Source organism: Streptomyces sp. NPDC030296, assembly GCF_055572815.1.
The window spans coordinates 129,786-154,943 of record NZ_JBVICQ010000017.1 but is presented as its reverse complement, the minus strand read 5'-3'; the positions used below and the strand labels follow the sequence as shown (position 1 = coordinate 154,943).

18 protein-coding genes and 1 pseudogene are annotated in these 25,158 nt (G+C 72.3%); 11 read left to right on the top strand and 8 right to left on the bottom strand.

The window, feature by feature from the left end:
• On the bottom strand, positions 1-1,990 hold a 1,990-nt coding region (gene fxsT, locus ACZ4Z3_RS36565; RefSeq protein ID WP_468505086.1), incomplete at its 3' end, for an FxSxx-COOH system tetratricopeptide repeat protein.
• Positions 1,991-3,424: 1,434 nt separating this feature from the next.
• Here fxsT and ACZ4Z3_RS36560 point away from each other — a divergent pair.
• The 4 genes and pseudogenes from ACZ4Z3_RS36560 (at position 3,425) to ACZ4Z3_RS36545 (ending at position 5,680) form a co-directional block, all read left to right on the top strand.
• Positions 3,425-3,901 carry a hypothetical protein gene (locus ACZ4Z3_RS36560; RefSeq protein ID WP_468505085.1) on the top strand — a complete coding sequence of 159 codons (477 nt, stop codon included), beginning with the start codon at positions 3,425-3,427 and terminating at the stop codon, positions 3,899-3,901.
• Positions 3,902-3,971: 70 nt separating this feature from the next.
• Positions 3,972-4,178, top strand: coding sequence for a dehydrogenase (locus ACZ4Z3_RS36555; RefSeq protein ID WP_468505084.1), 207 nt, complete (start codon positions 3,972-3,974; stop codon positions 4,176-4,178).
• A 182-nt stretch (positions 4,179-4,360) separates the two neighbouring features.
• Positions 4,361-4,567: pseudogene (locus ACZ4Z3_RS36550) on the top strand (helix-turn-helix domain-containing protein); the annotation flags it as partial.
• A gap of 441 nt (positions 4,568-5,008) precedes the next feature.
• Entirely contained in the window at positions 5,009-5,680 is a 672-nt protein-coding gene (locus tag ACZ4Z3_RS36545) for a hypothetical protein (protein WP_468505095.1), read from the top strand.
• Between the two features lie 87 nt (positions 5,681-5,767).
• Here the strand turns inward: ACZ4Z3_RS36545 and ACZ4Z3_RS36540 are convergent, their stop codons facing one another.
• The gene (locus tag ACZ4Z3_RS36540; protein ID WP_468505083.1) at positions 5,768-6,310 is read right to left on the bottom strand and encodes a hypothetical protein; all 543 of its coding nucleotides are present in this window, start codon (positions 6,308-6,310) and stop codon (positions 5,768-5,770) included.
• A 490-nt stretch (positions 6,311-6,800) separates the two neighbouring features.
• Between ACZ4Z3_RS36540 and ACZ4Z3_RS36535 the strand changes: the two genes are divergently transcribed.
• Positions 6,801-7,409, top strand: a complete 609-nt coding sequence (locus ACZ4Z3_RS36535; RefSeq protein ID WP_468505082.1) for a hypothetical protein — start codon at positions 6,801-6,803, stop codon at positions 7,407-7,409.
• 73 nt (positions 7,410-7,482) lie between these two features.
• On the opposite strand, the gene ACZ4Z3_RS36530 is transcribed toward ACZ4Z3_RS36535, so the two are convergent.
• Positions 7,483-8,745 carry an FAD-dependent monooxygenase gene (locus ACZ4Z3_RS36530; RefSeq protein ID WP_468505093.1) on the bottom strand — a complete coding sequence of 421 codons (1,263 nt, stop codon included), beginning with the start codon at positions 8,743-8,745 and terminating at the stop codon, positions 7,483-7,485.
• A 641-nt stretch (positions 8,746-9,386) separates the two neighbouring features.
• Between ACZ4Z3_RS36530 and ACZ4Z3_RS36525 the strand changes: the two genes are divergently transcribed.
• Both ACZ4Z3_RS36525 and ACZ4Z3_RS36520 read left to right on the top strand, forming a co-directional pair.
• A complete protein-coding gene (locus ACZ4Z3_RS36525) occupies positions 9,387-13,598 on the top strand; it encodes a WD40 repeat domain-containing protein (RefSeq protein ID WP_468505081.1) in 4,212 nt (1,403 codons plus the stop codon).
• Positions 13,599-13,902: 304 nt separating this feature from the next.
• Positions 13,903-14,721: a glycosyltransferase family 2 protein gene (locus ACZ4Z3_RS36520; protein ID WP_468505080.1), complete on the top strand. Its 819-nt coding sequence runs from the start codon at positions 13,903-13,905 to the stop codon at positions 14,719-14,721.
• Here the strand turns inward: ACZ4Z3_RS36520 and ACZ4Z3_RS36515 are convergent.
• The 3 genes from ACZ4Z3_RS36515 to ACZ4Z3_RS36505 form a co-directional block, all read right to left on the bottom strand.
• Positions 14,718-15,221, bottom strand: a complete 504-nt coding sequence (locus tag ACZ4Z3_RS36515) for a hypothetical protein (RefSeq protein WP_468505079.1) — start codon at positions 15,219-15,221, stop codon at positions 14,718-14,720. The genes ACZ4Z3_RS36520 and ACZ4Z3_RS36515 overlap by 4 nt on opposite strands.
• A 95-nt stretch (positions 15,222-15,316) precedes the next feature.
• Positions 15,317-16,099, bottom strand: a complete 783-nt coding sequence (locus ACZ4Z3_RS36510; RefSeq protein WP_468505078.1) for a TIGR03943 family putative permease subunit — start codon at positions 16,097-16,099, stop codon at positions 15,317-15,319.
• The gene (locus tag ACZ4Z3_RS36505) at positions 16,096-17,115 is read right to left on the bottom strand and encodes a permease (RefSeq protein WP_468505077.1); all 1,020 of its coding nucleotides are present in this window, start codon (positions 17,113-17,115) and stop codon (positions 16,096-16,098) included. Before ACZ4Z3_RS36505 ends, ACZ4Z3_RS36510 begins: the two co-directional genes overlap by 4 nt.
• Before the next feature lie 193 nt (positions 17,116-17,308).
• On the opposite strand from ACZ4Z3_RS36505, the gene rpmF reads away from it, so the two are divergent.
• Both rpmF and ACZ4Z3_RS36495 read left to right on the top strand, forming a co-directional pair.
• A complete protein-coding gene (gene rpmF / locus ACZ4Z3_RS36500; protein WP_055717714.1) occupies positions 17,309-17,479 on the top strand; it encodes a 50S ribosomal protein L32 in 171 nt (56 codons plus the stop codon).
• Between the two features lie 14 nt (positions 17,480-17,493).
• Complete coding sequence (locus ACZ4Z3_RS36495; protein ID WP_468505076.1) at positions 17,494-18,702, top strand: GTP-binding protein; 1,209 nt, start codon at positions 17,494-17,496, stop codon at positions 18,700-18,702.
• 256 nt (positions 18,703-18,958) lie between these two features.
• Here ACZ4Z3_RS36495 and ACZ4Z3_RS36490 read toward each other — a convergent pair whose 3' ends face one another.
• On the bottom strand, positions 18,959-20,923 hold the full coding sequence (locus ACZ4Z3_RS36490; protein WP_468505092.1) for an NAD-binding protein: 1,965 nt from the start codon (positions 20,921-20,923) through the stop codon (positions 18,959-18,961).
• A gap of 309 nt (positions 20,924-21,232) precedes the next feature.
• On the opposite strand from ACZ4Z3_RS36490, the gene ACZ4Z3_RS36485 reads away from it, so the two are divergent.
• Both ACZ4Z3_RS36485 and ACZ4Z3_RS36480 read left to right on the top strand, forming a co-directional pair.
• Positions 21,233-21,964 carry a hypothetical protein gene (locus ACZ4Z3_RS36485; RefSeq protein ID WP_468505075.1) on the top strand — a complete coding sequence of 244 codons (732 nt, stop codon included), beginning with the start codon at positions 21,233-21,235 and terminating at the stop codon, positions 21,962-21,964.
• Positions 21,965-22,372: 408 nt separating this feature from the next.
• A complete protein-coding gene (locus tag ACZ4Z3_RS36480; RefSeq protein ID WP_468505074.1) occupies positions 22,373-22,969 on the top strand; it encodes a sigma-70 family RNA polymerase sigma factor in 597 nt (198 codons plus the stop codon).
• 106 nt (positions 22,970-23,075) lie between these two features.
• On the opposite strand, the gene ACZ4Z3_RS36475 is transcribed toward ACZ4Z3_RS36480, so the two are convergent.
• Positions 23,076-24,905: a S9 family peptidase gene (locus ACZ4Z3_RS36475; RefSeq protein ID WP_468505073.1), complete on the bottom strand. Its 1,830-nt coding sequence runs from the start codon at positions 24,903-24,905 to the stop codon at positions 23,076-23,078.
• Positions 24,906-25,158 lie beyond the last annotated feature (253 nt).

Below are 25,158 nucleotides of genomic sequence, written 5' to 3'. Positions count from 1 at the left end.
CGGTGGTGGGGTGCTCCGGCCCCAACGCCGCCTCGGTGATCGCCAGCGCCCGCTCCTCCAGCGGCAGCGCCTCACCATGCCGACCCAGGTCGGAGAACGTCGCGGCGAGGTTGCCCAGCCGCAGTGCGGTGGTGGGGTGCTCCGGCCCCAACACCGCCTCGGTGATCGCCAGCGCCCGCTCCTCCAGCGGCAGCGCCTCACCATGCCGACCCAGGTCGGAGAACGTCGCGGCGAGGTTGCCCAGCCGCAGTGCGGTGGTGGGGTGCTCCGGCCCCAACACCGCCTCGGTGATCGCCAGCGCCCGCTCCTTCATTGGCAGCGCCTCACCATGCCGACCCAGGTCGGAGAACGTCGCGGCGAGGTTGCCCAGCCGCACTGCCGTGGTGGGGTGCTCCGGCCCCAACACCGCCTCGCTGATCGCCAGCGCCCGCTCCTCCAGCGGCAGCGCCTCACCATGCCGACCCAGGTCGGAGAACGTCGCGGCGAGGTTGCCCAGCCGCACTGCCGTGAGGGGGTGCTCCGGCCCCAACACCGCCTCGGTGATCGCCAGCGCCCGCTCCTCCAGCGGCAGTGTTGCGGGTGCCTGGCCGCGGCTGCGGAGATAGACAGCGGTCTCCCCCAGGGCTCTAGCCAGCCGGAAATCTCTGCTGTCATCAGAGTGATAGGCCATCACTGCCTGGAAGTGGGGCAGGAGGCTGTGCCATATGGGCCATCCTTTCACCTCTGCAGGACTGCCTGGCGGCATGGCATCCAGCAGGAGGCTCAAGGCGGTGGTCAGCGGCGCGGAAGGTGTGGCGAGAGGGCGTCTAAGCAGTCGGTGGATGAGGCGTTGGTAACGGGTGGGTGCTACCGGGGATGGTGGTGTGGTGATGCGGATGACGCTTTGGACAAGACGGTGGGTGGTAACGGTCGAGTCCGTCAAAGTAATCATGCTGTAGGCGGCGAGTACGCCCAGGGCGTGATCGACGGCCCGGCGAGTGGGCAGGGCAGTATCCAGGACGCTGCGCGACAGGGGGCCTGGGGCCATGTGGGCCAGGATGCGCAGCAGATGCACCGCGTGCGGGTCGGCTTCTTCTACGGCTTTGAGGGTGACACTCCAAACCTGTAACACGGTGCGCTGCTGGGCGTCACCGGGGGGTGTGGTGGCGAGGGTGTCGGCCGGGTCTTGACGGAGTTCGGTCAGGTAGTTCCTGGCCGAGGTGCGAGTCTGTGCCAGATAGGCGCCGGCCTGCTGCAAGGCAAGGGGCAAGCAACCCAGTTCCTCAGCCAGTTCATCGAATGCGGTGTCGTCGACGCGGGTGCGGCCGGTGATGCCCTCCAGGACGGCCATAGCGGTGTCCGGGGTGAGGGTGTCTAGGCACAGGGGCGCTGTGAAGTTGTGCCAGGGCAGGTCGCGCCGGGTGGTGATCACGACTTGGCCAGCGGTCAGTCGGCCGAGGTAGGGAGACAGGTCGGCGGGGTCCTCGGCGTTGTCCAATACCACCAGCCAGCCCGAGCGGCCCTGCAGCCATAGCAGTGCCCACTCCGCGGCTTCCTCCAGCGGCAGGGCCGCGTGTACCGGGTGAAGTGCGGTGGCCAATCCCGCCAGCCCTGCCACGATGCCTGCTTCGGTCTCCGCGTCGATCCACCACACCGGACCGCCGCCAGCGGCGAGGAACGTCCGCGCGTGGTGGAGTACCAGCGTGGACTTACCCACCCCGCCCAGACCGCGCACGCTCTGCGCCACCACTCCCGTGCCCGTCGAGGGCACGGCAGCCAGGGCCCGCAGCTCCTTGTCTCGGCCCTCGAACACCGCACTGTCGTAGGCTGGCAGGTTGTTCAGCTTCGCGACGGCCGCGCCGTCGAGCGCTGGCTCTATGGCGTCTGGCGGCAGCACAAGGGTGCGCTGCTCGATCCGGGCGTCATTGCCGGTGGCTATCACCCCCGGATTGTTGCTTGCGGACGCGGCCCGGCCGCCGGAGACGGACGAGGGCATGGGCTTGGCGTTCACCGCTGGATGTTGCCGTTGTCCCCGGTCACGATGATCCCCGAGTTGTCCCCCGTGGCCACCGACCGCTCACCCGACGCTGTGTTCCTGCTCCCCCCTCGGGGCGGAGACGGAGGAGTGGAGCCGATTACGGACGATCCCCACGCCACCAAAACCGCGGCGAGCACCGCCCCGGCGCCCGCTCCCGCGCCGATCCGCTCCGGCCGGTCCCACGGAAGCAACGCATCCCCCAGCCACACGCACAGCCCGAATACGACCAACGAACCGACAGCCAACAGCAGCCATCGCGCAGTTCGATCCACGTGACGCCCCCTCAGACGAATCGCCGGGCTCCATCATCCCACCGGAGCCTGTCTCGTGCTTGTCCCTCGCAGCACACCACTGAAACCAAGCAACTGCCCCCGCAGCACAGCTGCGACAACGGCACGAACAGCGCTGACGGCAACGAACACATACAACAGCGACCGGTAGCCCGCCCCGAGACGAACGATACTGACCACACCCAAGGGAGGAGCGTGTTGCCGATGTTGAGACGGTGGGCACAGCGACGCTACGACAGAGCTCAGGCCGAGTACTGGCAGAGCATTGAGCCCATGCGCGAGCCCGAGGAACGCAAGATTGCCAGTGCGTCCGCGCGGAACCTAATGGGACGGCCCACAAGATGGCGTCCTCTTCCTCACGGACCGAACCATCTACTGGGGTGCATGGCTGGCAACAGGGAGGCGGACCAGGCTCATGTTCGCCCAGGACCTTCGGGAGTGTCCGAGTGCACGAATCAGCGAGCAAGGCACGTTGGCCCTAGCAGTTAGCGGCGAACACGTTGGAGCGTTCGCACCAGCCCCCGGCTCGCAGTGGAGCTTCGCCAAGTTCTGTAGTTTGGGCCAAGCCATGGAGAACAGCAGACCGCCGCCACGAGCCGGCGAGACGCCCTCTGGTGACTCAGCAGGTTAGGGCTAGACCAGGCCTTCCGAGGACGTCGTCAACTGCGTACCGAGCGGTGACGCGGTGAGTGTCTAACTGCGTGACAACGCCGACGAACACCAGCGGACGAGCATGGACGCCAGCGGACAATCAGCGCAGGTAAGACGCACACCAACCCCAGGAAACGCCCCCGCCGCAGTTGCTTCGGGACGAAGAGGTCGTGGGTTCAAATCCCGCCACCCCGACAGCTGAGTAGCAGGTCAGAGGGCCCTTACCTTATCGGTAGGGGTCCTCTGGCGTTGTTGCGTGTCTCAAGGGAGCGATGGCGGCTTCGTTCGGGTTGGCTGGCTCGGGCGGCGGAGTCGGTGGTTGCTGCTCAGGCGCTCCGGCTCTCTCCCCTGCGCGGTGACTTGGTCGTGATCACGGCGGTCATAATGGCGTCGCGGTTGGGCGACGCCGCTGGTGAACGGTGTGGTACGGCCGTGGCGTGCGTCTCGGAGGGGAGGGGATGCTGTGGTGGGGGAGGTGCTCGATGCTCTGTGTTGGCGGGGGCCGGCCTCGGTGAATGTGTTTGTCATCGGTTCCGGCAACACTCCGTTGCCGGAGGGGGCTTTTCACCTTGCGGGGATGGTTCCCGATGCCTTTCTGTCGTTCCCTCTGCTGGAGCAGCCCGAAGCTGTCGAGCGGCTTGGTCTGGTGTCGTACGACCTCGACTTTCATGACGTCTCGCTCGATCTCCGCGCGTACACACAGGCAGCGCTTCGGCGGGTCTGCGCCGACACGCGGGCGGTTGCCTGGGCGGCTTTCGAGGGGGCGTTCCACTACGACGAACTCCTCACCGAGCGGGTGGCCCGCCAGGTCTACGGCTACTGCGTGACCGGCGCCGAACCGGTGGTCGAGTGGGATGTCGCGGTCCTTCGGAGTGACCAGTGGCGCCTCGGAATCGCCGAGGCCCGGGCGGCGTTGGAGGCCTTGCTCTCCGCCTCGGAGTAGGCCTCGGATGCCCTCGGCCCCGAGGTGGGTGAGGGCTCAGGTCGCCGTGGGCAAAGGGTATGTTCCAGGGGTGCCGACCGAGTCCGTGCCGACCTGTCCCCAGTGCGGTGGCCCGTTGCGGGCCGGCGCGATGGCGCTGTGTCACCGCGAGGAGGACGACCGCCGAACCTGCCGTGTGGTCTGGGGGTGCTCCAACCAGCACATCTGGTGGAAGTGGGCCGACCGTCCGACCGGCCCGCTGGAACCCTGTCCCTACCCGGATCTCATGGACGGCTGACGATCCGCTGCAGACGTCAGCGACGCGGGACGGGCACACACCCTCAGTGGGAGCAAGGTCCTGGTTCTCAACGCTGGAACCGTCTCGTGCGTAGTGGCGTGCAGATATGGGGAGCGGCGGGATGTCGTGCCCCGTCGGGACCGGCCTTTGCGGGTCGACGAGCGGATACGAGTGCGGGCTGCATGGGTTCGATCCACGATGACGTAGCGGAATTCGCGTTGCTGCTGAGGCGTCTGAAGGAACGTACCGACCGCAGTTACGCGGCACTTGCCCGTCGGCTGAACGTGCACGCCTCGACCCTGCACCGCTACTGCTCCGGTGAGGCGGTTCCGCAGGACTTCGCTCCCGTCGAGCGGTTCGCCGTGCTCTGCGGTGCCTCCCCCCAGGAGCGCACGGAGTTGCACCGCCGGTGGATCATGGCCTACGCCGCGCGGCAACGGCCGCGTCCGGCCGACGGTCAGCAGGCACCGGCGCCTCGTAGCGCCGTGAGCCCCGCGGGGTCCATCGACTCCGCGGGCGATGGTTCCGACTCGGCCGTCTCCGCGCGTGGGCAGAGCCCGGATGTGGGGGTGGGTGGGGACGCGGGCGAGGCCGTACCCGGCCCAGGAACAGCGGGCGTTCGGCTTCCTGGGGCGACTTCGTCACCGGCCCGGTCGTGGTTCTCCGGCGGGCGTCCTCGGCGGCGGCCTGTGCGGTCGGTGGTGCTCGCGGTCTCGCTCGTCGCCGTGCTTCTCGGTCTCACCGCTTCCGCCGCCGGGCCGCCCTCCAGGTCGGCCATGGGCAGTGGCCGTCCCCAGCCGCCACAGGCGCGGGCCGGTACCGCTCAGCCTGTGGCTCCCCTCACCTGGACCGCCGACTTCCACACACGTGGAGTCGACGGGTGCGGCGAGGACTACGTCGTCGCCAAGGCGCCACAGCAGGTTCCGCCGCCGCCCCACCCGGAGGACGTCGCGGCGTGGGTCGACTCCCAGCGGGCGGTGCACGGCGGTGCCACCGGTGTGCAGATCACCGTGCAGGGACGCGGCTCCGCCGCCGTCGTCCTGGACGCCCTGCACGTGCGCGTGGTCAACCGGGCCGCGCCCGCCGCCGACCGGGGCACCGTGTACTCCTTGAGTGACGGCTGCGGCGCCGGCATCGTCCCTCGCTACTTCTCCGTGAACCTCGACACGCACCAGCCCCTGGCCCGTTCGGTGCCCGGCGACAACGGGTCGGGCACGAAGATCCCCGCCATCAACTTCCCCTACCGGGTGTCTCTGCAGGAGCCCGAGGTCCTGGTCGTCTCCACGCTCAACGAGTCCTGCACCTGCGACTGGTACCTCGAACTCGCCTGGTCCTCGCAAGGCCGCACCGGCACGGTCCGCATCGACGACCATGGCCGGCCCTTCCGCAGCACCAGCACCAAGGGGCTGACGGGCTACCGGTACGACCGCATCTATTACAGCCCCGGCCGCTGGGTTCCTATCCCCGCCGTCACTATGGAGGGGAATGAAGGAAACGGCTGACGCTACGACAGGTCACAGGCGGGAGCCGGCCGCCAGGGCCCGCTGCCGGAGGGAGTCGGGAGCGGGCCGGGCGGAGTGGGTGTGGCGTCAGTGGGTGCTCGTGCGGCGGATGTCGGTGACGTCGCCGGAGACCGGCTCCAGCTTCACGACGAGGTCGGTCGTCACCGTCGGCGTCTCCCCTCCGCCGAAGGCATGGGTGACCCTGATCTCGCGGCTGTTGCGGCCCTCGCTCACCGTCCAGTCCACCGGGACGTTCTGGGCCCGCAGGACGCCGTCCAGGTGGTTCTTCTTCTCCCACGCCGCCAACCGCTTCGCGAAGGCCGGCGCCAGGTAGTGGGTACGCAGCGCCTTGGCCAACTTGGTGTCCGGGCCGGTAGCGTCGTCCCTCGCGTCGATGTAGGCGCCGTAGAAGTCGGCGGTCTGGGTCACCAGGTCACCGTTGAAGCCGGTGATCGAGCGCGGCGCGGCGGACACCTTCGCGGATGCCGCTGCGGACGGCTTCACGGGGGCGGGGGTGGCGGCCTGGGCCACCGCCTGCGTCGACACGCCGAGGCCGACGGCAAGCACGAGTCCGGCGGCCACAGTCGCGCGGCGGCCCGGACGACGGAGTGCGCGGGTGTTCTTGCTCATGTCGTTTCTTCCTTCTTCTCGCATCAGTAGGGGTCGCTCCCGGCCCCCGTCGGTTCTCTCGGCGGGCGCCGCGCCCGGGGCGGGCCACCGGGGCGTCGGGCGCCCCATGTGGGCATACCGATGCCCGGTGCAGGCCTCAGGAGGGAGTCGTCGACAGGCTGCGACCGGGGCCCTCGATCCGTCCCGGTCGGTGCGACATCCACAGGTTCAAAGACACCGGACGCCCACCGCAACCACCGCCGCCCAACCCGCGACAGCGCACCCATCCCACCCACCCTGAGCTGCGGAAACGGGTGCTTCCTGAGATGCCGTCCTGAGACGCTGAGAGGCTGAGACGATGCCGGGTCGTAGCGCAAGATTCGCGACAGGGTCCAGGTGCCGGTGGCGGGAGCCCGGGTGACGTCGGTCAGATGCGTCCGTATGCCAACACCCATGTCAGTAGGCGCTGCCAGGATGTGTGTGGCGTGGCGTCGTCATCTGGAGGGGCAGCATGAGTGCCGAACTTGGTCCGCTGGTCATCACGCGCCGCAGCGGCACCGAGCCGATACGGGCCAACGGTGAAACGGTCGGCAGGCTCGCCGACTTCTGGAGCTGGGCCTGCTCCGACCTTGCCAACAACACCATGCGCGGCGTGCTGGCCGAGTACCTCGTGGCCGCGGCGCTGGGCGCGGCCGCCGGTACCCGTACCGAGTGGGACACGGTCGACATCCGGACGTCCGAGGGGTGGCGCGTCGAGGTGAAGTCGACGGCCTACCTTCAGTCGTGGGCGCAACCCCAGCCGTCGAAGGTCGAGTTCGGTGTCGCGCCGGCCTCCGGGTGGGACGCCCCGAGCGGTACCACCTCGGCCGAGGTGCGGCGTCGCTCCGACGTGTACGTCTTCTGTCTGCTGCACCATCAGGACAAGCAGACCCTCGATCCGCTGAACCTCGACCAGTGGACCTTCTACGTTCTGCCCACCCGCGTCCTGGATGAGCGCTGTCTCCATCAGAAGACGATCAGGCTCTCCAGCCTTGAGCGCCTCAGCCCGGTGAAGACCGATTTCATCGGCTTGCCGCCTGCCGTCGCCATGGCTATGGCAGGCGGCGGGGTTCTGCCGTAGGCCGTGTCCGCAAAGTCCCGTCTGCCCCGCGACGCCTGGCACGCCATGGGTGCCATGTGTGCCGTGGGTTCGTTTACGTGCGCGGTCCTTGGGCGGGGCTTGGCCTCGTGCCTGTGGGGGCGGTCTGGTCTTCCGCCCACGCCTCTGCCAGTGGGCCGAAACGGTGTTTCGTCGCGTGGGTCGCCATACGGGTGTTGCGGGATCGGGCCTCGGGGCCGTCGGGGAGGTGGTAGTCCTCGCCTGCTTGGGACGAGTGGGTCTGGATGGTTGTGGCTGTGGCCAGGCGGCGGCGTACGTAGTCGTCCAGGGCAGTGGGGACGTCGGCCGGGGTCGCGTTCGTGAGGGTGTCGGCCAGGACGGACGCGTCCATGATCGCCTGGGCCGCGCCCTGTGCCTGGAACGGGACCATCGCGTGGGCGCTGTCGCCCAGGAGCGTCACACGGCCGACATTCCAGCGGGTGAGCGGGGTGCGGGTGTGGATGCCGTAGCGGTTCATGCGGCCGGCGCGTTCGAGGATGCGCAGTACTCGGGGGTCCCAACCCGCGAACGCGCTCAGCGGTTCTCCGGACTCGGCCCGGGCCGTCCAGGACTCCTGCGCCGCCGCCACGGCCTTCGAGGACGCCTGCGCCTCCGCTGCCTTCCCGGTCCCCCGCGGCTCCTCCGTCCTGACCACCGCCACGACGTTCAGGAGTTTCCGGCGACGTATCCAGTAGTGGACGAAGTGGCGGTCCGGGCCCAGCCAGATCGCGAAGTCGGGGAGGTCCAGGTCGGCCACCTCCGCCGCGGGGAGCAGGGCGCGGTATGCCGCCGTGCCCGAGAAGACCGCCTCGTCGGGGCCGAAGAGCCACCGGCGGGCCGGCGACCGTATGCCGTCCGCGGCCACGACCAGGTCCGCGCCCAGGCGTTCGCCGGTCGCCGTGGTGACGTACGCCGAGCCGTCGTCCTGGTCGATCGCCACGGCGGTCGTGCCGAGGCGTACGGAGCGGACGGGGACGGCGGCCGCCAGGGCCTCGTGCAGGTCGGCCCGATGGACCTGTAAATACGGTGCGCCGAACTCGGCCTCCGCCTCGCGGCCCAGCAGGTAGCGGGTGATCTCCGCGCCGTCGGACCAGGTGCGGAAGCTCCAGTGGGAGGGGCGGGCCGCCTGTGCGGCGACCGCGTCCAGCAGGCCCAGGCGTCGGAGGACGCGGGTGGCGTTGGGGGCGAGTTGGATACCCGCGCCGATCTCGCCGAGGCGGGCCGCCCGCTCGACCACCGTCACCTCGCATCCGGCTCGGTCCAGGCTCACCGCCGCGGTCAGCCCTCCGATCCCGGCGCCTACGACGATCGCCCGCAGGCGGACGGGCCTCCCTTTGCCGGCCGTACGAGCCGCCCGCAAGGGGACGGGTTCCCCGTCACCGGCCGTACGAGTGCGGTCGCCACCCCCAGGTTGCACGCTGACGGGCCCCCCGTCACCAGCCGCCCCCGCTTCAGCCATCCCCCGGCCTCCCCCTCGGCACACCGCCTGGAAACGGCATACCGCCGAAACGAGGCGGTGTCATCCCCGGCTCCGAAGGTGCGGCTTGGGCGCCGAGTCGGGCCGTGTCTGCCGCCTTCGTTCGGCACCGGTCCCTCCCCACGTGGGGACCGGTGCCGAACGGTGCGGGGGTGCTCGATCCGGGTCAGGGGACCGGATCGAGGTCTCGGCGGACGGATCGTCGCTGATCTCGTCCGTGTGCCTTGGTGATCATGTCCGTCGGTGTCGGTGATCGCGTCGGTGAAGCTGACCTAAAACGAACGGCGGAATGAGTCGTCTCCGCGCGCGCTGCGCTGGTGGCCTGCGAGGGCGCCACCCGAGGCGGTGGCCGCTTGGTCGTGATCCTGCCAGTCGGGGCCAGCGTCGAGGAGGGCCCGGAGATGTCCGGACGGCTTCGCCGCAGGTCAGGCATATAAAGTGAGTTTTCCGGTCCGGATGTCCAGCAGCGGGGGAAGTGAGGGGTGGGCGCCTTGAGTGACGACTCAGGGGCACGCCCGGCCTTCGCGGAACGTCTCGCGCTGCTGTACAAGGAGGCGGGCAATCCTCCCCTCAAAAGTGTTTCCGAGTCGGTCGTCCGACTGCAAAGGGTCGATGAACGCGGGCGTCCGGTGCGGGTCTCCGCCCAGCGGATCAGCGACTGGCGGCGGGCCAAGAACGTACCCGCCCAGTTCGCCGCCCTCGCCGCCGTCCTGCACGTCCTGATACCCGAGGCGCGGCGCGCGCGGCCCGCGCCGGTGTCCAAGGGGCTGTACGACCTGGCCCAGTGGCAGCGGCTCTGGGAGCGGGCGCTGGCCGACCCGGCCGGCGAACGCACCGCCCCGTCCGGGGCCTCCACGGAAGAGGAACAGCCACCTCCGGTGGACGCCCCCGCCGTCCCCGGCGGTGTCTGCCCGTACCGGGGGCTGGCCTCCTACCGGCAGCAGGACGCCCGCTGGTTCTTCGGGCGGGAGCGCAGCACGGACGCCCTCGTCGGGCAGCTCCGTGCGGTGGAGAAGACGGGCGGCCTCGTCATGCTCGTCGGCGCCTCCGGGGCGGGGAAGTCCTCCCTCCTCAACGCCGGCCTGGTGCCCGCCGTGCGTGAGGGCGCGCTCGGCGGCGGGGACGGCCCCGGCGCGGACGGCGGCCCAGGCGGCGAGGTCCTTCAGCTGGTACCCGGCGCCGATCCCATCGGGGAGCTGACCCGTCAGATTCCCGAGCTCGCCCAGGTCGTGTCCGCCGCGTACGAGCCCGGCACGCCGTTCTTCGCCGACGCGGTACGGGAGGCCGTCACGGCCTGGGCCCGCCACCGCACGGCCTCCGCCGCTTCCCCCGCCTCTCCTGCCTCCCCCGCTTCCCCCGCCTCTCCTGCCTCCCCCGCCTCCCCCGCCTCTCCTGCCTCCCCCGCCTCCCCCGCCTCCCCCGCCTCCCCCGCCTCGGGAACGAGTGACCCCGCCTCCGTAACGGGCGCCCCCGCCCGCCCCGTCCTGATCGTCGACCAGTTCGAGGAGACGTTCACGCTCTCCTCCGACGAGGCCGATCGGCGGACGTTCATCCAGTTGCTCACCGCCGCCTGCACGCCCAGTGCCGCGGGGGACCTCGCGCCCGTGCTGGTCGTGCTGGGGATCCGGGCCGACTTCTACGAGGAGTGCCTCGGGTATCCGGAGCTGGCGGACGCGTTGCAGCACCGGCACATGGTGCTGGGGCCGCTGACGACCGCGGAACTGCGGGAGGCGGTGACCGGGCCGGCCAAGGCCGTGGGGCTGGAGCTGGAGCCGGGGCTGGCCGAGCTGATCGTGCGGGAGGTGAGCGCGGACGGGCCGCGGGGCGCGCACGACGCGGGCGTGCTGCCGCTGCTGTCGCACGCGCTGCTCGTGACCTGGCAGCGGCGCAAAGCGGGGCGGCTGACGCTGGCCGGGTACCGGGCGGCCGGCGGCATCCAGGGCGCCGTGGCCGCGACCGCGGAGCGCGCCTGGTCGGGGCTGGATCCGGCGGCCCGTACGGCCGCGCGGTTGCTGTTGCTGCGGCTGGTGCGGCTCGGCGAGGACACGCAGGCCACCCGGCGGCGCGGGACCCGGCGGCAGCTCGCGGACGAGTCGACGGACCCCGGCAAGACGGAGGAGTCGCTGGAGGCGCTGGTGCGCGCCCGGCTGGTGACGCTCGACGCGGAGACCGTGGAGATCACCCATGAGGCGCTGCTGCATGCCTGGCCCCGGCTGCGGGGCTGGATCGACGAGGGCCGCAACGACCATCTGCTGCGCCAGCGCCTGGAGGAGGACGGCCGGGCCTGGGAGGAGTCGGACCGCGACACGTCGCTGCTGTACCGGGGTTCCCGGCTGGAGCAGGCCCGCAGTTGGGCGGGGTCCGCCGACGACACGCTGCTGACGCGCAGCGCGGTGGAGTTCCTGGCCGCCGCGGTCAGGCTGCGCAAGCGCACGGTGTGGATCAGCCGGAGCGCGGTGGCCGCCCTGGTGGCGCTCGCCCTGGTGGCCGTCGGTTCGGCGGTGGTCGCCTGGCAGCAGCGCAACGACGCCGTGTTCGAGCAGGTGGTCGCGGAGGCGGACCGCGTGCAGTACACCGATCCGTCGTTGTCGGCCCAGCTCGACCTGGTGGCGCACGGGCTGCGGCCAGGCGACGAGGGCACCAACAACCGGCTGATCTCGATCGTGAACGCGCCGCTGGCCACCCCGCTGCTCGGCCACACCGGTGCCGTCTACCTCACCTCCTACAGCCCCGACGGCCGGTATCTGGCCACCGCCAGCTACGACCGGACCGTCCGCCTGTGGGACGTGTCCGACCCCTCCCGCCCGAAGGCCCTCGGCAAGCCCCTCACCGGGCACACGAGCTGGGTGAGCAGCGCCGTCTTCAGTCCGGACGGCCGGACCCTCGCCAGCGCCGGCGACGACGGGGAGATCCGGCTGTGGGACGTCCGTGATCCCCGCTCGCCCCGGCTGTGGGACGTCCGTGATCCCCGCTCGAGCCGGCCGTCGGGCGCACCGCTGACCGGCCACGACGGCACGATCTACCTGGTCGCCTTCAGTCCGGACGGGAAGACGCTGGCGTCCGTCGGCGAGGACCGCACCGTACGGCTGTGGGACGTGTCCGACCCGTCCCGCCCGAAGGCCCTCGGCAAACCCCTCACCGGGCACGGCGCGCCCGTGCGTTCCGTGGCGTTCAGCCCGGACGGCAGGACCCTGGCCGCCGGGGGCGACGACCGGACCGTACGGCTGTGGCACGTCGCCGACCCACGGCACCCGGCCGCGCTCGGCGCCCCGCTCAGGGGCCACACCGGCACCGTGCACTCGGTGGCGTTCAGCCCCGACGGGCGCACCCTCGCCAGCGGCAGCGCCGACAACACCGTACGGCTGTGGAACGTCGCCGGCCGACGGCACCCGGCCGCGATCGGGGCCCCGCTCAGCGGCCACACCGGCCCGGTGTGGTCGGTGGCCTTCAGTCCCGACGGGGGGATGTTGGCCGTCGCCAGCGCGGACAGCACGGCGAGCCTGTGGAACGTCCGCGACCCGGCGTACCCGTCGCAGGTGGGCGCGCCGCTCGCCGGGGCCAGCGGCGAGATGTACGCGCTGGGCTTCAGCCCGGACGGCCGGACCCTCGCCACCGGGAGCGGGGACAGCAAGGTCCGGCTGTGGTCGATACCGACGGCGGACATGGTCGGCCAGAACGGGGTGTTCCGGCCGGACGGGCGGGTGCTCGCCACGGCCGGGCGCGACGGCCGGATCCGGCTGTGGGACGTGCGCAAGTCCGACCGGCCGGTGGCGTTGAGCAGGCCGTTCCTGGTGAAGGACGGCGGCAACCGCTCCCTCGTCTTCTCCCCCGACGGCCGCACCCTCGCGATCGTGACCGGGAACCGGGCGGTGCACCTGTGGGACGTCCGCGACCCCGCGCACCCGGTCCCCCACGCGGACCCCCTGATGCTGCGGACCCGCTACACCGACGCGATGGCGTACAGCCCGGACGGGCGCACCCTGGCCACCCCGTACGACGATCACACCGTGCAGCTGTGGGACGTGAGCGACCCGGCCCGTGCCGTCCCGCTCGGCAAACCGCTCACCGGCCACAAGGGCTACATCCTGGCCCTCGTCTTCAGCCCCGACGGCCGCACCCTCGTCAGCGGGAGCGCGGACGGCACCGCCCGGCTGTGGAACGTGACCGATCCGCGGCGCCCCGCCCGCTTCGGCGCACCCCTCACCGACCACCGCGGTCCTGTCAACGACCTGGCGTACAGCCCGGACGGTTCCACGCTGGCCAGTGGCAGTGACGACGACACGGTCCGGCTGTGGGACCTCTCCGACCCCGCCGGCGCGACCCGGCTCGGCGAGCCGCTCACCGGCCACACCGAGGCCGTGGTGTCGCTGACGTTCAGCGAGGACGGCCGGACCCTGGCCAGCGGCGGCAACGACAACACGGTCCGGCTGTGGGACCTCTCCGACCCCGCCGACGCCTCCCCCATCGGCCAGTCGATGAACCCCAACGCCAAGACGGGCAACTTCCTGTCGTTCAGCCCGAGGAGCGGGATGCTCGGCGTCTCCAGCGGCGCCGGCACGGTACGGCTGTGGAACCTCGACGTGGACGAGGCGGTACGGCACATCTGCACCGCCACGCGCGGGGTGCTGACCCGGTCGAAGTGGAACGAGTACCTGCCGCGGCTGTCGTACGAGCCGCCGTGCCAGGGTTCCTGACGGCGGACCGAGGGGGCCCTCCGAGCGTTCCGCCGTTCCGGCAGAGGTGCGGCGGGTCGTCCGGCGGGTGTTCGGGCGGGGTCCGGCGTCGCCCGCACGGTCTAACAAACGTTTGGTTACTGCGTCCTTCGGGCGTGATCCCGATCACAACTTGTCAACGCACTTCGACAGTCGACTCCCGTCGCGGGGGCGACCTTGTTAGCCTTGGCCATAGCCCGGTCGCTGGTGCATCCCCCGTCGCCAGCGGCCGGGCGTTGTCATGCGGCCGATCGACGCGACGCCTCGAAGGGTGGTGGGTGCTGCCGTGACCCGGCGCATCGTCGTCGTCACCGCCGTCCACGCCCCCTCGGCCCCCTTCCTCCCCGACGCGTACGCGTCGCTGCGCGACCAGCGGTTACCCGGCGGCTGGGAGTGGCACTGGGTCATACAGGAGGACGGCACCTCGGACGCCGTCGCCCCGTACGTCCCCGCCGACACCCGCGTGACCTTCCGCCAGGGGCGGCCCGGCGGCCCCGGCGTCGCCCGCACCATCGCCCTCTCGCAGGCGGACGGTTCCTACGTGAAGGTCCTGGACGCCGACGACCGACTGACAGCCGGGGTGCTCGCCCGAGATCTGGCCGCCCTCGAAGCCGACCGCACGCTCGGCTGGGCCACCTCACGCGTCCTGGACGTCCTGCCCGACGGCTCCACCCTCGGCTTCCCCGGCGACCCCGAGCACGGCCCGATCGAGCGCGGAGCCGTCCTCGACCACTGGGCGGCCCACGACTTCCTGTCGCCGGTGCACCCCGCGACGCTCTTCGTCCGCCGCGAACTGGCGCTGGCGCTCGGCGGCTGGATGGCCCTGCCCGCCTCCGAGGACACCGGACTGCTCCTCGCGCTCAACTCCGTGAGCCGCGGCTGGTTCTCCGCCGAGGTCGGCCTCCTCTACCGCAAGTGGGAGGGCCAGGCGACCGGGCAGGCGGCCCACCTCGACAAGGCCGAACGAGCCGCCCGCATGGCGGTGATAGAGGCCCGCGCCCGCGCCCTGGCCACGTTCCGCTGGACCTACCCGGACCGCCTCGAACCGCTCGTCCACAGTCAAGGCCCACCGCCGGGCGGGGGGCACGGGGGCGACGGCTTCTAGGGGCGACCGGCGCCCGCCACCGCGAGCCAGTGCGCGACCCGGCGGACGGTGGTCTCGTCGAGACCGTCGACGACGGCCCGGACCGCCGCCACGTCGTCCGGCGCCAGGTCGTAGAGGCCCGCCTTGCCCAGACCGGCCATGAGCACCTGCTGACGCCGGCCGGTCATGCGCTCGGCGAGGGTGCTGGGCTTCGCTGCGGGCGCGTCCGCGGTCCGGTCGGGCTCCCGGAGCGGGACGGCGTCCGTCGCGAGGGCCGCCGGGTCGTGCCGCTCCCAGTCGCCGCCGCCCGGCCCGTCCTTGGGACCCCACACCGTGACCGCCGGGTCCTCGCCGCGTGCCCGCAGCGTCTGGGTCATCTCCCCCACCGCGTACAGCACGGGCGAACGGTACGGCGACTGGGCGCCCACCTTCCAGGAGGACGACGAGGGCTCGTAGAACATCGCGACCCAGCGGGGAGCGCCGGGCGGCTGCGGGCTCGGGGTCCGGGGACGTGTCGGCACGGCACTCACCTCTCGGGGCTACGGCGTTGCCGGTGACCATAACTGACGGACCGTCAGCTATCCAGAGTCGCGCGCGCCGTCGCGAGGGGCGGGTGTCAGCCGTTCCAGGCCTCGTCGTACGGGTCCTGCGGGCCCTTGACCGGGCGGGTGGACGCGACGGAGAGGTACGGGACGGCCGTGCCGTTGACCGGGTCCTTGGTGCGCTTCGGGGTGTAGGTGCCGGTCACCTCGATCCAGCTGTCCGGCTGGAGCACCGGGGGGAGTTCACCGGTGAGGGCGATCTTGACCGGCTGGGCGTCGGCGGCGCAGCAGTTCAGGGCCATGCGGACGAGGTACGGGGCACCGTGGCCGTCGAGGGCGAGGAATCCGGCGACCTTGATCTGCCGACCGGCGAGGGCACGGCCCTTGTCGTACACGGCGCGGCCCGCGTAGTCGGCGACGCTCAGCTTCAGCGGGCCGTCGGCGGGGAGCCTCGGGTAGCCCCAGGGCTGCTCCTGCAAGGCCGATCCGGTGCGCATCGCGGTGTACGACCCGGCGGCGGGCGGGGCGACCAGGACGAGCGCGAGGAGGGGGAGGACGAGGAGCCAGGCGACACGGGGTTCACGGTGGGCGTGCCGGTCGGAGGCGGGGGCGTGCCGGTCGGAGGCGGGGTCGGGGGCGTGCCTGGGCACGGGCGCCCCGTTCTCCTGCCGACCTCGGGTCGCCCGGCGTTCGTACCAGAGGGTCGCCACCGCCGCCGCCATCAGCACCACGCCCGCGCCGATCAGCAGGGGTTGCAGGCCCGCCTTGACGTAGCGGAGGTAGAGGTCGGTGGAGCCGGCGTGCAGGAGGGCGCCGCCGGTGAGGAGGAGGACGACGGTCTGGGCGTGGCGGTTCACAGGAGCACCGTCCCGACGAGGGCCGACACCAGGATCGCGAGGGCGAACGTGGCGGGGGCGAAGCGGAGCGCGAAGGCACGGCCGAACGTGGCGGTCTGCATGGCGAAGAGTTTCAGGTCGATCATCGGCCCGACGACCAGGAAGGCCAGCCGGGAGGTCAGCGAGAACTGGGTCAGCGACGCGGCGACGAACGCGTCCGCCTCGGAGCAGATCGACAGCAGCACGGCCAGTACGGCGAGGGCGAGGATCGCGACGAGGGGGTTGTCGGCGGCCGCGTTCAGCCAGCTCGCCGGGACCACCGCCTTGAGCGTGGCCGCCGCCATGGCGCCCACGACCAGGAACCCGCCCGCGTGCATCACGTCGTGCCGTACGGACCCCCAGAACGCCGCCCCCTTGCCGAGCCCCTCGTAGGACGGCCGCTCCGGCGGGCGCATCCACTCGCCGCGCCCCAACCGCTGCCAGAGCCAGCCCATCGCGCACGCCACCAGCAGGCTCGCCACGAACCTGGCCAGCACCATCTCGGGGTTCCCGGGGAACGCCACGGCGGTCGCCGTCAGCACGATCGGGTTGATCGCGGGCGCGGAGAGCAGGAAGGCGAGCGCGGCGGCGGGCGTGACCCCGCGCCGTACCAGGGCGCCCGCCACCGGCACCGACGCGCATTCGCACCCCGGCAGCACGACACCGGCCACACCCGCCGCGGGGACCGCCAGCGCGGGCCGTTTCGGCAGCGCGCGGGCGAAGAACGACGGCGGCACGTACACCGCGATCACCGCCGACAGCAGCACCCCCAGCACCAGGAACGGCAGCGCCTGGACGACCACCGCCACGAACACCGTCATCCAGCTCTGCGTCACGGGCGCGGCCAGGGCTCGGCGGAGGGGGCCCTGCGCGGCGACGGCCAGGACCAGCAGCATGGTGAGGAGGAGGGGGGAGTTGAGGTGCCGGCCGCGGGAGTCCTGCGGCGAGGCGTCGGCTCCGGGGCCGGGCCGGTCGGGGGCTTCCTTGGTGATGGCCACGGGGGACGGTACCTCCGTACGGGTACGGCTGTGCTGCGCGGGTCGGTGTGCCCTCCCCTCCCATACGGCGACGAGGCCGTTCCCGCTCACGCGCCGCGCTGCGACGCGCACCACAGACGGAGCCTTTTCGTAATGGGATCCATTTTCATGTAGCGTCTCGTGCGGCATTCCGCCGTTCGTCGAGGAGGACCCCATGGCCGTACCCAAGCGGAAGATGTCCCGCAGCAACACCCGTCACCGTCGCGCCCAGTGGAAGGCGAGCACCCCGCAGTTGGTGCCCTTCACCGTGGACGGCGTCACCCACCTCGTACCGCAGCGGCTGCTGAAGGCGTACGAGCGCGGGCTGATCCACCCCGAGGGCTGAGCACGGTGTCCACGGTGTCCAGGGCATCCCTGGCGTACGACGGACTCGACCGGCTGCCCGTCACCGTTCTCTCCGGCTTCCTCGGCGCGGGCAAGACCACCCTGCTCAACCATGTCCTCGCCAACCGGGAAGGGCTGCGGGTCGCGGTCATCGTCAACGACATGAGCGAGATCAACATCGACGCGGCCCTCGTGCGCGGCGGTGAGGCGGCGCTCTCGCGGACGCAGGAGCGGCTGGTCGAGATGACCAACGGCTGTATCTGCTGCACCCTGCGCGACGATCTGCTGGAGGAGGTGGACCGGCTGGCCCGCGAGGGGCGCTTCGACTATCTGCTCATCGAAAGCTCCGGCATCTCGGAGCCGATGCCGGTCGCGGCGACCTTCGCCTTCGCGCGGGACGACGGCGCCACGCTCGGGGATCTCGCCCGGCTCGACACGATGGTGACCGTCGTCGACGCCGTGAACTTCCTGCCGGAGCTGGCGGGCGGCGACGAGTTGGCGGCACGGGGGCTCGACCAGTACGAGGAGGACGAGCGGACCGTCAGCGATCTGCTGATCGACCAGGTCGAGTTCGCCGATGTGATCGTGCTGAACAAGCTGGACCTCGTGGACACGGCGACCGCGGAACGGCTCGCGGGGACGCTGGCCCGGCTGAACCCGGCCGCGCGGGTCGTGCCGGCCCGGCACGGGCGGGTGCGGGTGGCGGAGGTGCTCGGGACCGGGCTGTTCGACCTGGAGCGGGCGCAGGAGGCGCCGGGGTGGGTGCGGGAGTTGAACGGGGACCATGTCCCGGAGACCGAGGAGTACGGGATCTCGTCGACCGTGTTCCGGGCCGGGCGCCCGTTCCATCCCGGACGGCTGTGGACCTTCGTGACGGAGGAGCTGGACAGCGGGCGCTTCGGGGAGGTGCTGCGGTCGAAGGGGTTCTTCACGCTGGCGAGCCGGCCTCTGGTGGTGGGCCTGTGGTCGCAGGCGGGGTCGGTGGCCCGCTTCGAGCCGTCGGCGGTGCGGGGTGGCTCCGCCGGTGAGGCGCAGGAGTTGGTGTTCATCGGGGCCGGGTTGCGCGGGGAGGCGTTGCGCGAGGCGTTGGGTGAGTGCCTGGTGCGGGACGGGGAGGTGGGGGGTTCGGGGGGTCCGGCCGGCTTCGAGGATCCGTTTCCCGTGTGGGAGACGTTCGGGGTGGAGGAGCGGTGTGAGCACGAGGCGGAGGGGGGCGGCGCCTGACAGCTCGGCGCCGCGGGGTGCGTTGGCGGGTGCGGGTGAGTGGGGGCTGGTCGCGCAGTTCCCCGCGCCCCTGAAAGCGACGGGGGCTACGCCCCGTGCTTTCAGGGCGAAGGGCGGGCCGCAGGCCCAGCCCTTCGGGGGAGGACGGGCCGCAGGCCCGTTCCTCCAGGGGCGCGGGGAACTGCGCGAGCAACCACGAACCCACCCGCAGCCGCCCGACAACAGTGGCCCCCGAGCTACTGGGCGCCCCAGTTCGCTAGGTCGTGGATCGGGTCCGGCGGCCCAGGAGTTCCGCCAGGCCGCGGCGGGTCGCGGCCAGGACCACGCGGTCCTCGGCGCGGAGCACGTACGTGGGGGGCAGGTCCCAGATGAGGCCCGACCCGGCGGTCGGGCCACCGGCCCGCTCCGCGGGATCCGTGGCCGTGTCGAGCGCCAGGACCCGCCACGCCCCCGCACTGAACGCCTCGGCCACGGTGCGCCCCTCCAGCCGGGGGTGCCCCCGGACCTCGACGGCGGCGAAGAGGAGGACGCGGCGCTCGACGGGGATCGCGCCCAGGATCTGGCGGCCCATCATCGCGCCGGCGAACGCGGGCGCCGCGAGATGGGTGACGCTGCGGCTGCGGGTGAGGGCGTGCGGGTGGGCGGCGCGGAGCGTGCGGTACACGGCGGTCGCGAAGTCGTCGTCGTAGAGGCGCAGCACGACGCGCAGGTCCGGGCGTACCGAACGCGCGTACAGGCCCGCCTCCAGGTTCGTCGTGTCGGAACTCGTGACCGCCAGCAGTGCGTGGGCGCGGTTGATCTTCGCGGCCTCCAGCACGCCCTCCTGTGTGACGTCGCCCAGCACCACCGGCACCCGCAGCCGCCGGGCCTCCGCGAGTCCGCGGGCCTCGGGGTCCGCCTCGACGCACACCACGGGGATGTGCAGTTCGCGCAGTCGCGCCAGCACGCGGGTGCCGATCTTGCCGAGGCCGAGGAGGACGACATGGCCGGAGAGGCCGCGCGGCGGCTTCCGGAAGGCGGAGCCGCTGCGGAAGGTGCCCAGTGCCTCCAGCACGGCGGCCAGGAGCACGGGCAGCAGGAGTAAGCCCATCAGGCCCGACAGCAGTTGGAGGACCTTCCGGGAGTCGCTGCCCTCGGTCGCCGGGTCGTTGATCGCGAAGAGGTCGAGCAGGGTCGTGTACGTCGCCCCCAGCGGATGCTCCCCCGTCGTCACCATCTGTGCCACGGCGAGGGCGAACACACAGCCCACCAGCCCCGCCAGCGACCACCGCAGCCGCCGGGAGAACAGCGACCTGAACGCGCCGACCGCCCCGAGCGGACCGCTGCCCGACCGGCCCGCCGGCAGCGCGGGGCCCGCGTACCGCACGGTGTCCAGGACGATGGACCCGCGCCCGGGGGCCTCGGCCACGGCCCGCTCGTCGGGCAGGAGTTGGGGGCCGCGCTCCCCGCTGCCCTCCGAACCGTCGGCGCCCGCCGGGTCGTTGGTGGTGGCCGACAGCAGCGCGAGCGTGCACAGGCCGCGGCCGGGGCCCTGGCTGGTGTGCCCCGGCGGGCGTTCCACGGCCCGCAGCATCAGTCCGTCCGTCTGGACGACCTTGGTGGTGCCGGCGACGGCGGTCGCGGCGAGCGCGGGCGCGGCGGTGTCCGCGTCGGACAGGACGGTCGTGGAGGCACCGAACCCGTCGACCCCGTCGACGCCCTCGTCGGCGTTGCCGCCCGTCGCCAACGCGGCGGCCCGGTCGAGGAGTTCCTCGATGTGCTGGCCGAGCCGGCGGTTGTAGAGCCGCAGGACGAGCCGCAGTCTCGGGTTGAGCCGACGGGCGGTGAGGGCCGCCCGGATGTTCGTCTCGTCGTCGTCGTAGACGAGCGCCAGCGCGGCGGCCCGCTCCACCCCGGCTTCGGCGAGGACCGCCTCCGTGGCCTCCCCGGCCTCCAGAAGCCGCTCGCCGTGCGGGGCGATGCCCGGGGACGCGGCCCGGTCGTTCCCGGTGCCGGTACCGGCACCGGTGCGGTCGGAGGTCGCCGGATCGCCGTTGCCGGCCGCGCGGTTGACCGCCGCGGAGACCCGGTCGAGGATCGTGGCGGCCCGGGTGCGGCCCACCACCGGCCGGGGTGCGACCCGTGCGGTCGGTGGCACCACGAGCGTCACCTGCTCCCGGTAGACCGTGCACAGTTCCGCGGCGAGCCGGTGCGCGAGCCCGTCGTCGCCGCAGACGACCATGTGCGCCCCGGAATCGGCCGGTCCGCGCTGCCCGCCGAGTCCGGCGAGGATGCCGGGTCTGGGCGGGCCGGCCGGTGTGCCCGGCGCCGCTCGGGAGTTCGGGTCGGTCGGGCCGGTGCGACGGCCCGGAACCGGCTGGCTGCTCTGCTGCGAAGGGCTCCCCACGAAGCAGAAGCCTGCCTCATGAAGATGGCCGGTTCCCGCGTGATCCGGATCACACTTGGGGGTGTGAGTGCGACCGAGGGTGGACATCCGTACTCAAGGGGGACGGGGGTGACGACCGGTGTCCGAAGGCGAGGATGGGGCGCCATGATCGCAGGGTGGGGTAGCCGCACAGTCCGGGCCGCGATGTTCGCGGCCGTCTGTGTGCTGCTCGCCGCCCTGGGCCACGTCACCATGTCCGGCAGCCCGGTCCCGTGGTGGGCCATGGGCGCGGCGGCCGCCGCCACCGGCGGGGTCGGCTGGTGCCTGGCGGGCCGTGAGCGGGGACTCCCGCTGATCGTGTCCGTCGTGCTCGCCGCCCAGACCGCCCTCCACTCGGGGTTCTCCCTCGCACAGCCCGCGCACCCGGCCGGTGCCGACGGCCCCGTGGCCGGAGGCTCGGTCACGGGGGGTTCTGCCGACGGGGGCTCCGGTGGCGCGACCGCCATGGACATGAGCTCCGCCCACATGGATCACACCGTCCCCATGGGCTCGGCCGGTCACCTGGGCTCGGCCGGTCACCTGGGCCATGCGGACCACACCGGGTACCTCATGGACGGACCGTTCACGGCCTCGTCCGGCATGTTCGCCGCGCATCTGCTGGCCGCGCTGCTGTGCGGACTGTGGCTGGCGTACGGCGAACGCGCCGCCTTCGGGCTGCTGCGGGCCGTGGCCGGCTGGCTGGCGGCGCCGCTGCGGATGGCGCTCGCGCTCGCCGTGCCGCCGGGTCGACCGCGTCCGCGGGTCCGCCGCGGCCGCTCCGACCGTTCGCCGCGCCGTCTCCTCCTCGTCCACACCCTCACCTCTCGGGGACCACCCGCCGGGATCGCTGTCAGCTGACGGCAGCCGGTGCCCCGGGGCAGCCGTGCGGGCCGTGCGGGTCGCGCCTGTGCGCAGGACCGCACCGTGTCCCGTACGCGTGGCGACGCCTGCCCCGGGCCTCGGCCGTACGTACGCCGCCCATGCCGGCGCCCCCGTACGGCCGCCTTTCCCCACCGGATCGCCGACGCGCGCGCCGTGCTGTCCACCGGCCGCCGCGTCCGGCGTGTCCCGGACGACCGAGAAGGACTCCAGGTGACCACCCTTACCCACCCCACGCCCATGCCCTCGCCCACCCCCGCCCCCCTCCCCCGCCCCGTCGACCCGCCCCCACCCTCGCCTTCTCCCGCTCCTCCGTCGGTCCCCTCCGTCCCGGCAGCCCAGACGGCCCGCCCAGTACCGGCGCCCCAAGCCGCCCGTTCGGCGAGCGTGTCGAGGGACGAGTCGATAACCGCCTGGGCGCTCGCCGCTCGCGGCGGTGACCCGGAGGCCGTCGAGCTCTTCGTCGGCGCACTGCACCGCGACGTCCGCCGCTTCGTCGCCCATCTCGGCGCCGATCCCCAGGTGGTGGACGACCTGGCCCAGGACACGTTCCTGCGGGCGCTCGGCAGCCTGCACCGGTTCGAGGGCCGCTGCTCGGCCCGGACCTGGCTGCTGTCCATCGCCCGGCGGGCGGTGACCGACAGCTTCCGGTACGCGGCGGCCCGGCCCCGGCCCGCCGACGTACCGGACTGGCGGCTGGCCGTGGAACGGGCCCAGCCGAGCGGGCTGCCCGGCTTCGACGACGGGATCGCGCTGGCCGATCTGCTGGCCGCGCTGCCCGACGAGCGACGTGAGGCGTTCGTGCTCACGCAGGTGCTGGGGCTGCCCTACGAGGACGCGGCGCGGCTGACCGCGTGCCCGGTCGGGACGGTGCGCTCACGGGTCGCCCGGGCCCGGGCGACCCTCGTGGAGCTGCTCATGGCGGCCGAGGCACCCCGGGACCCCGCGGAGTCCCGGGAGCCTACGGCGCTTGCCGCCGCCTGAGCGGTGAGCAGTGAGCAGTGAGCAGTGAGCGGCAAGCGTGAATCATGAGCGGTGAGTGGTGAGTGGTGAGTGGTGAGCAGCGCGCGATCGGTGGGGTCGACGGGCTCTAGGCATCCACCCCCAGGTGGCGGGCCGCGAAGTCCAGTTCCAGGCGGAGCTGCTTGATGCGCTCGTCGACGACGAGGGAGCCGTGGCCCGCGTCGTAGCGGTAGACCTCGTGGACGGCGGAGCGGGCCACCAGTCTGTCGACGTAGTTGTCGATCTGGCGGATGGGGCAGCGCGGGTCGTTCACTCCGGCGGAGATGTAGACCGGGGCCTTCACCGCGTCGACGTAGGTCAGCGGGGAGGACGCCGCGAAGCGTTCGGGGACCTCCTCCGGGGTGCCGCCGAGGAGGGTGCGGTCCATCGCCTTCAGCGCCTCCATCTCGTCGTGGTACGCGGTGACGTAGTCGGCGACGGGGACGGCGGCGATGCCGAGGCTCCACAGGTCCGGCTGGGTGCCGAGGCCGAGGAGGGTGAGGTAGCCGCCCCAGGAGCCGCCGGTCAGGACGAGGCGGTCGGGGTCGGCGAAGCCGCTGCTCACCGCCCACTCGCGGACGGCCGCGATGTCCTCCAGCTCGATCAGGCCGACCCGGTGCTTGAGGGCGTCGGTCCAGGCCCGGCCGTAGCCGGTGGAGCCGCGGTAGTTGATGCGGATCACCGCGTACCCGTGGTCGAGCCAGGCGGCCGGGCCGGCGGCGAAGGAGTCACTGTCGTGCCAGGTGGGGCCACCGTGGATCTCGAAGAGCGTGGGGTACGGGCCGGACACGCCGACCGGGCGCTGCACGAGCGCGTGCACCCGGCCGCCGGGGCTGTCCACCCACACGTCCTCCACCGGCACCGAGCCCGGGCACTTCAGGCCCGGCGGGTTCAGGACGACCTCGCCCGTCGTGGACCGCACGACCGGCGGCTCGGCGGCCGACGACCACAGGTACTCCACGCTGCCGTCGGGGCGGGCCGTGGCCCCGGAGACCGTGCCCCTCGGGGTCTCGACGCGCTCCAGCCGGCGCGTCGACAGTTCGTAGCGCCACAGCTCGCTGCGGGCCTCGAAGCTGTGGACGACGAGCAGCGCGGAGCCGTCCGGATACCACTCGGCGCTCAGGTCCCCCTCCAGTTGGTCGGCGAGGCCGAGGTCGGTCTCCTCGCCGGACACCACGTCCCAGACGAGGGGTTCCCAGCGGCCCCGGCGCTGGTGCCCGATGAGCAGTCGGGTGTCACCCACGACGGGCGCGAAGCCGAGGACCTCCAGGCCCAGTTCGATCGTGCCGCCCTTGGTGTCGTCCAGCTCGGCGACCGTCGTACCGTCCGGGCGGACCACGCGCAGCGCCGAGTGCATCGCGTCGCCGTGCTCGGTGTGCTCGAGGGCGATCAGCGAGCCGTCGTGCGAGAGGTCACCCACGCCGGCCGACTCGCGGTGGCGGTAGATCTCGACGGGGGCCGAACCATGCCGGACCAGATGGATCGTCGAGCCGTCCTCGTCGGTGGAGCGGCCGACGACCGCCGTGATGCCGTCGCGGCCGATGGCCAGGCCCGCCGGGTACGACGCGTCCAGGCCCGGGGTCGCCTCCTCGTCGGGGCCGCCCAGGAAGGGCTGGCGGCGCCAGACGCCGAACTCGTCGCCGTCCTTGTCGTCGAACCACCAGATCCACTCGCCGTCCGGCGAGAGCACGCCGTCCGTCGTCCCGTTGGCCCGGTCCGTGACCTGGCGCTGCTCGCCGGTCACCCGGTCCCACGCGTACAACTCGTACGTCCCCGTGGCGTTGGAGACGAACAGCGAGCGGTGCGGCGCGTCCTCCGCCCAGTCCGGCAGCGACACCCTCGGCGCCCGGAACCTCTTCTCCCAGTCGGGCATGGACCCGCTCTGCTGCTGCGGGGTGGCCCCGTTGCTCTCAGTCATGGCCCCATATTGCCCCGCCCGTCGGACATTGCGGCGGCGAGGCCCCCAGCCTGTGGAAAACTTCCGTCCGGCCGCGTCCTCTCGCCTTCCTCGCGCCTGTGGACAACCGGTGAACGCGCAGGTCGAGCCCGGCTGCGGCCGCGGCCACGACCGGGCGGCACAGGGAGACCGGGACCGATTGTCAGTGGCCGGGTGCAGACTCGCCGCATGACCTCAACGAGCGATGTGCCGGCGACCTCGGCGAACGGTGTAC

What these genes read in the sequence shown, in the direction of transcription:
- ACZ4Z3_RS36540 (WP_468505083.1), bottom strand. Translation starts at nt 6,310, where the DNA reads ATGAGCAAGAACACCCGCGCACTCCGTCGTCCGGGCCGCCGCGCGACT.
- ACZ4Z3_RS36535 (WP_468505082.1), top strand. Translation starts at nt 6,801, where the DNA reads ATGAGTGCCGAACTTGGTCCGCTGGTCATCACGCGCCGCAGCGGCACC.
- rpmF (WP_055717714.1), top strand. Translation starts at nt 17,309, where the DNA reads ATGGCCGTACCCAAGCGGAAGATGTCCCGCAGCAACACCCGTCACCGT.
- ACZ4Z3_RS36490 (WP_468505092.1), bottom strand. Translation starts at nt 20,923, where the DNA reads ATGGTCGTCTGCGGCGACGACGGGCTCGCGCACCGGCTCGCCGCGGAA.
- ACZ4Z3_RS36485 (WP_468505075.1), top strand. Translation starts at nt 21,233, where the DNA reads ATGATCGCAGGGTGGGGTAGCCGCACAGTCCGGGCCGCGATGTTCGCG.
- ACZ4Z3_RS36475 (WP_468505073.1), bottom strand. Translation starts at nt 24,905, where the DNA reads ATGACTGAGAGCAACGGGGCCACCCCGCAGCAGCAGAGCGGGTCCATG.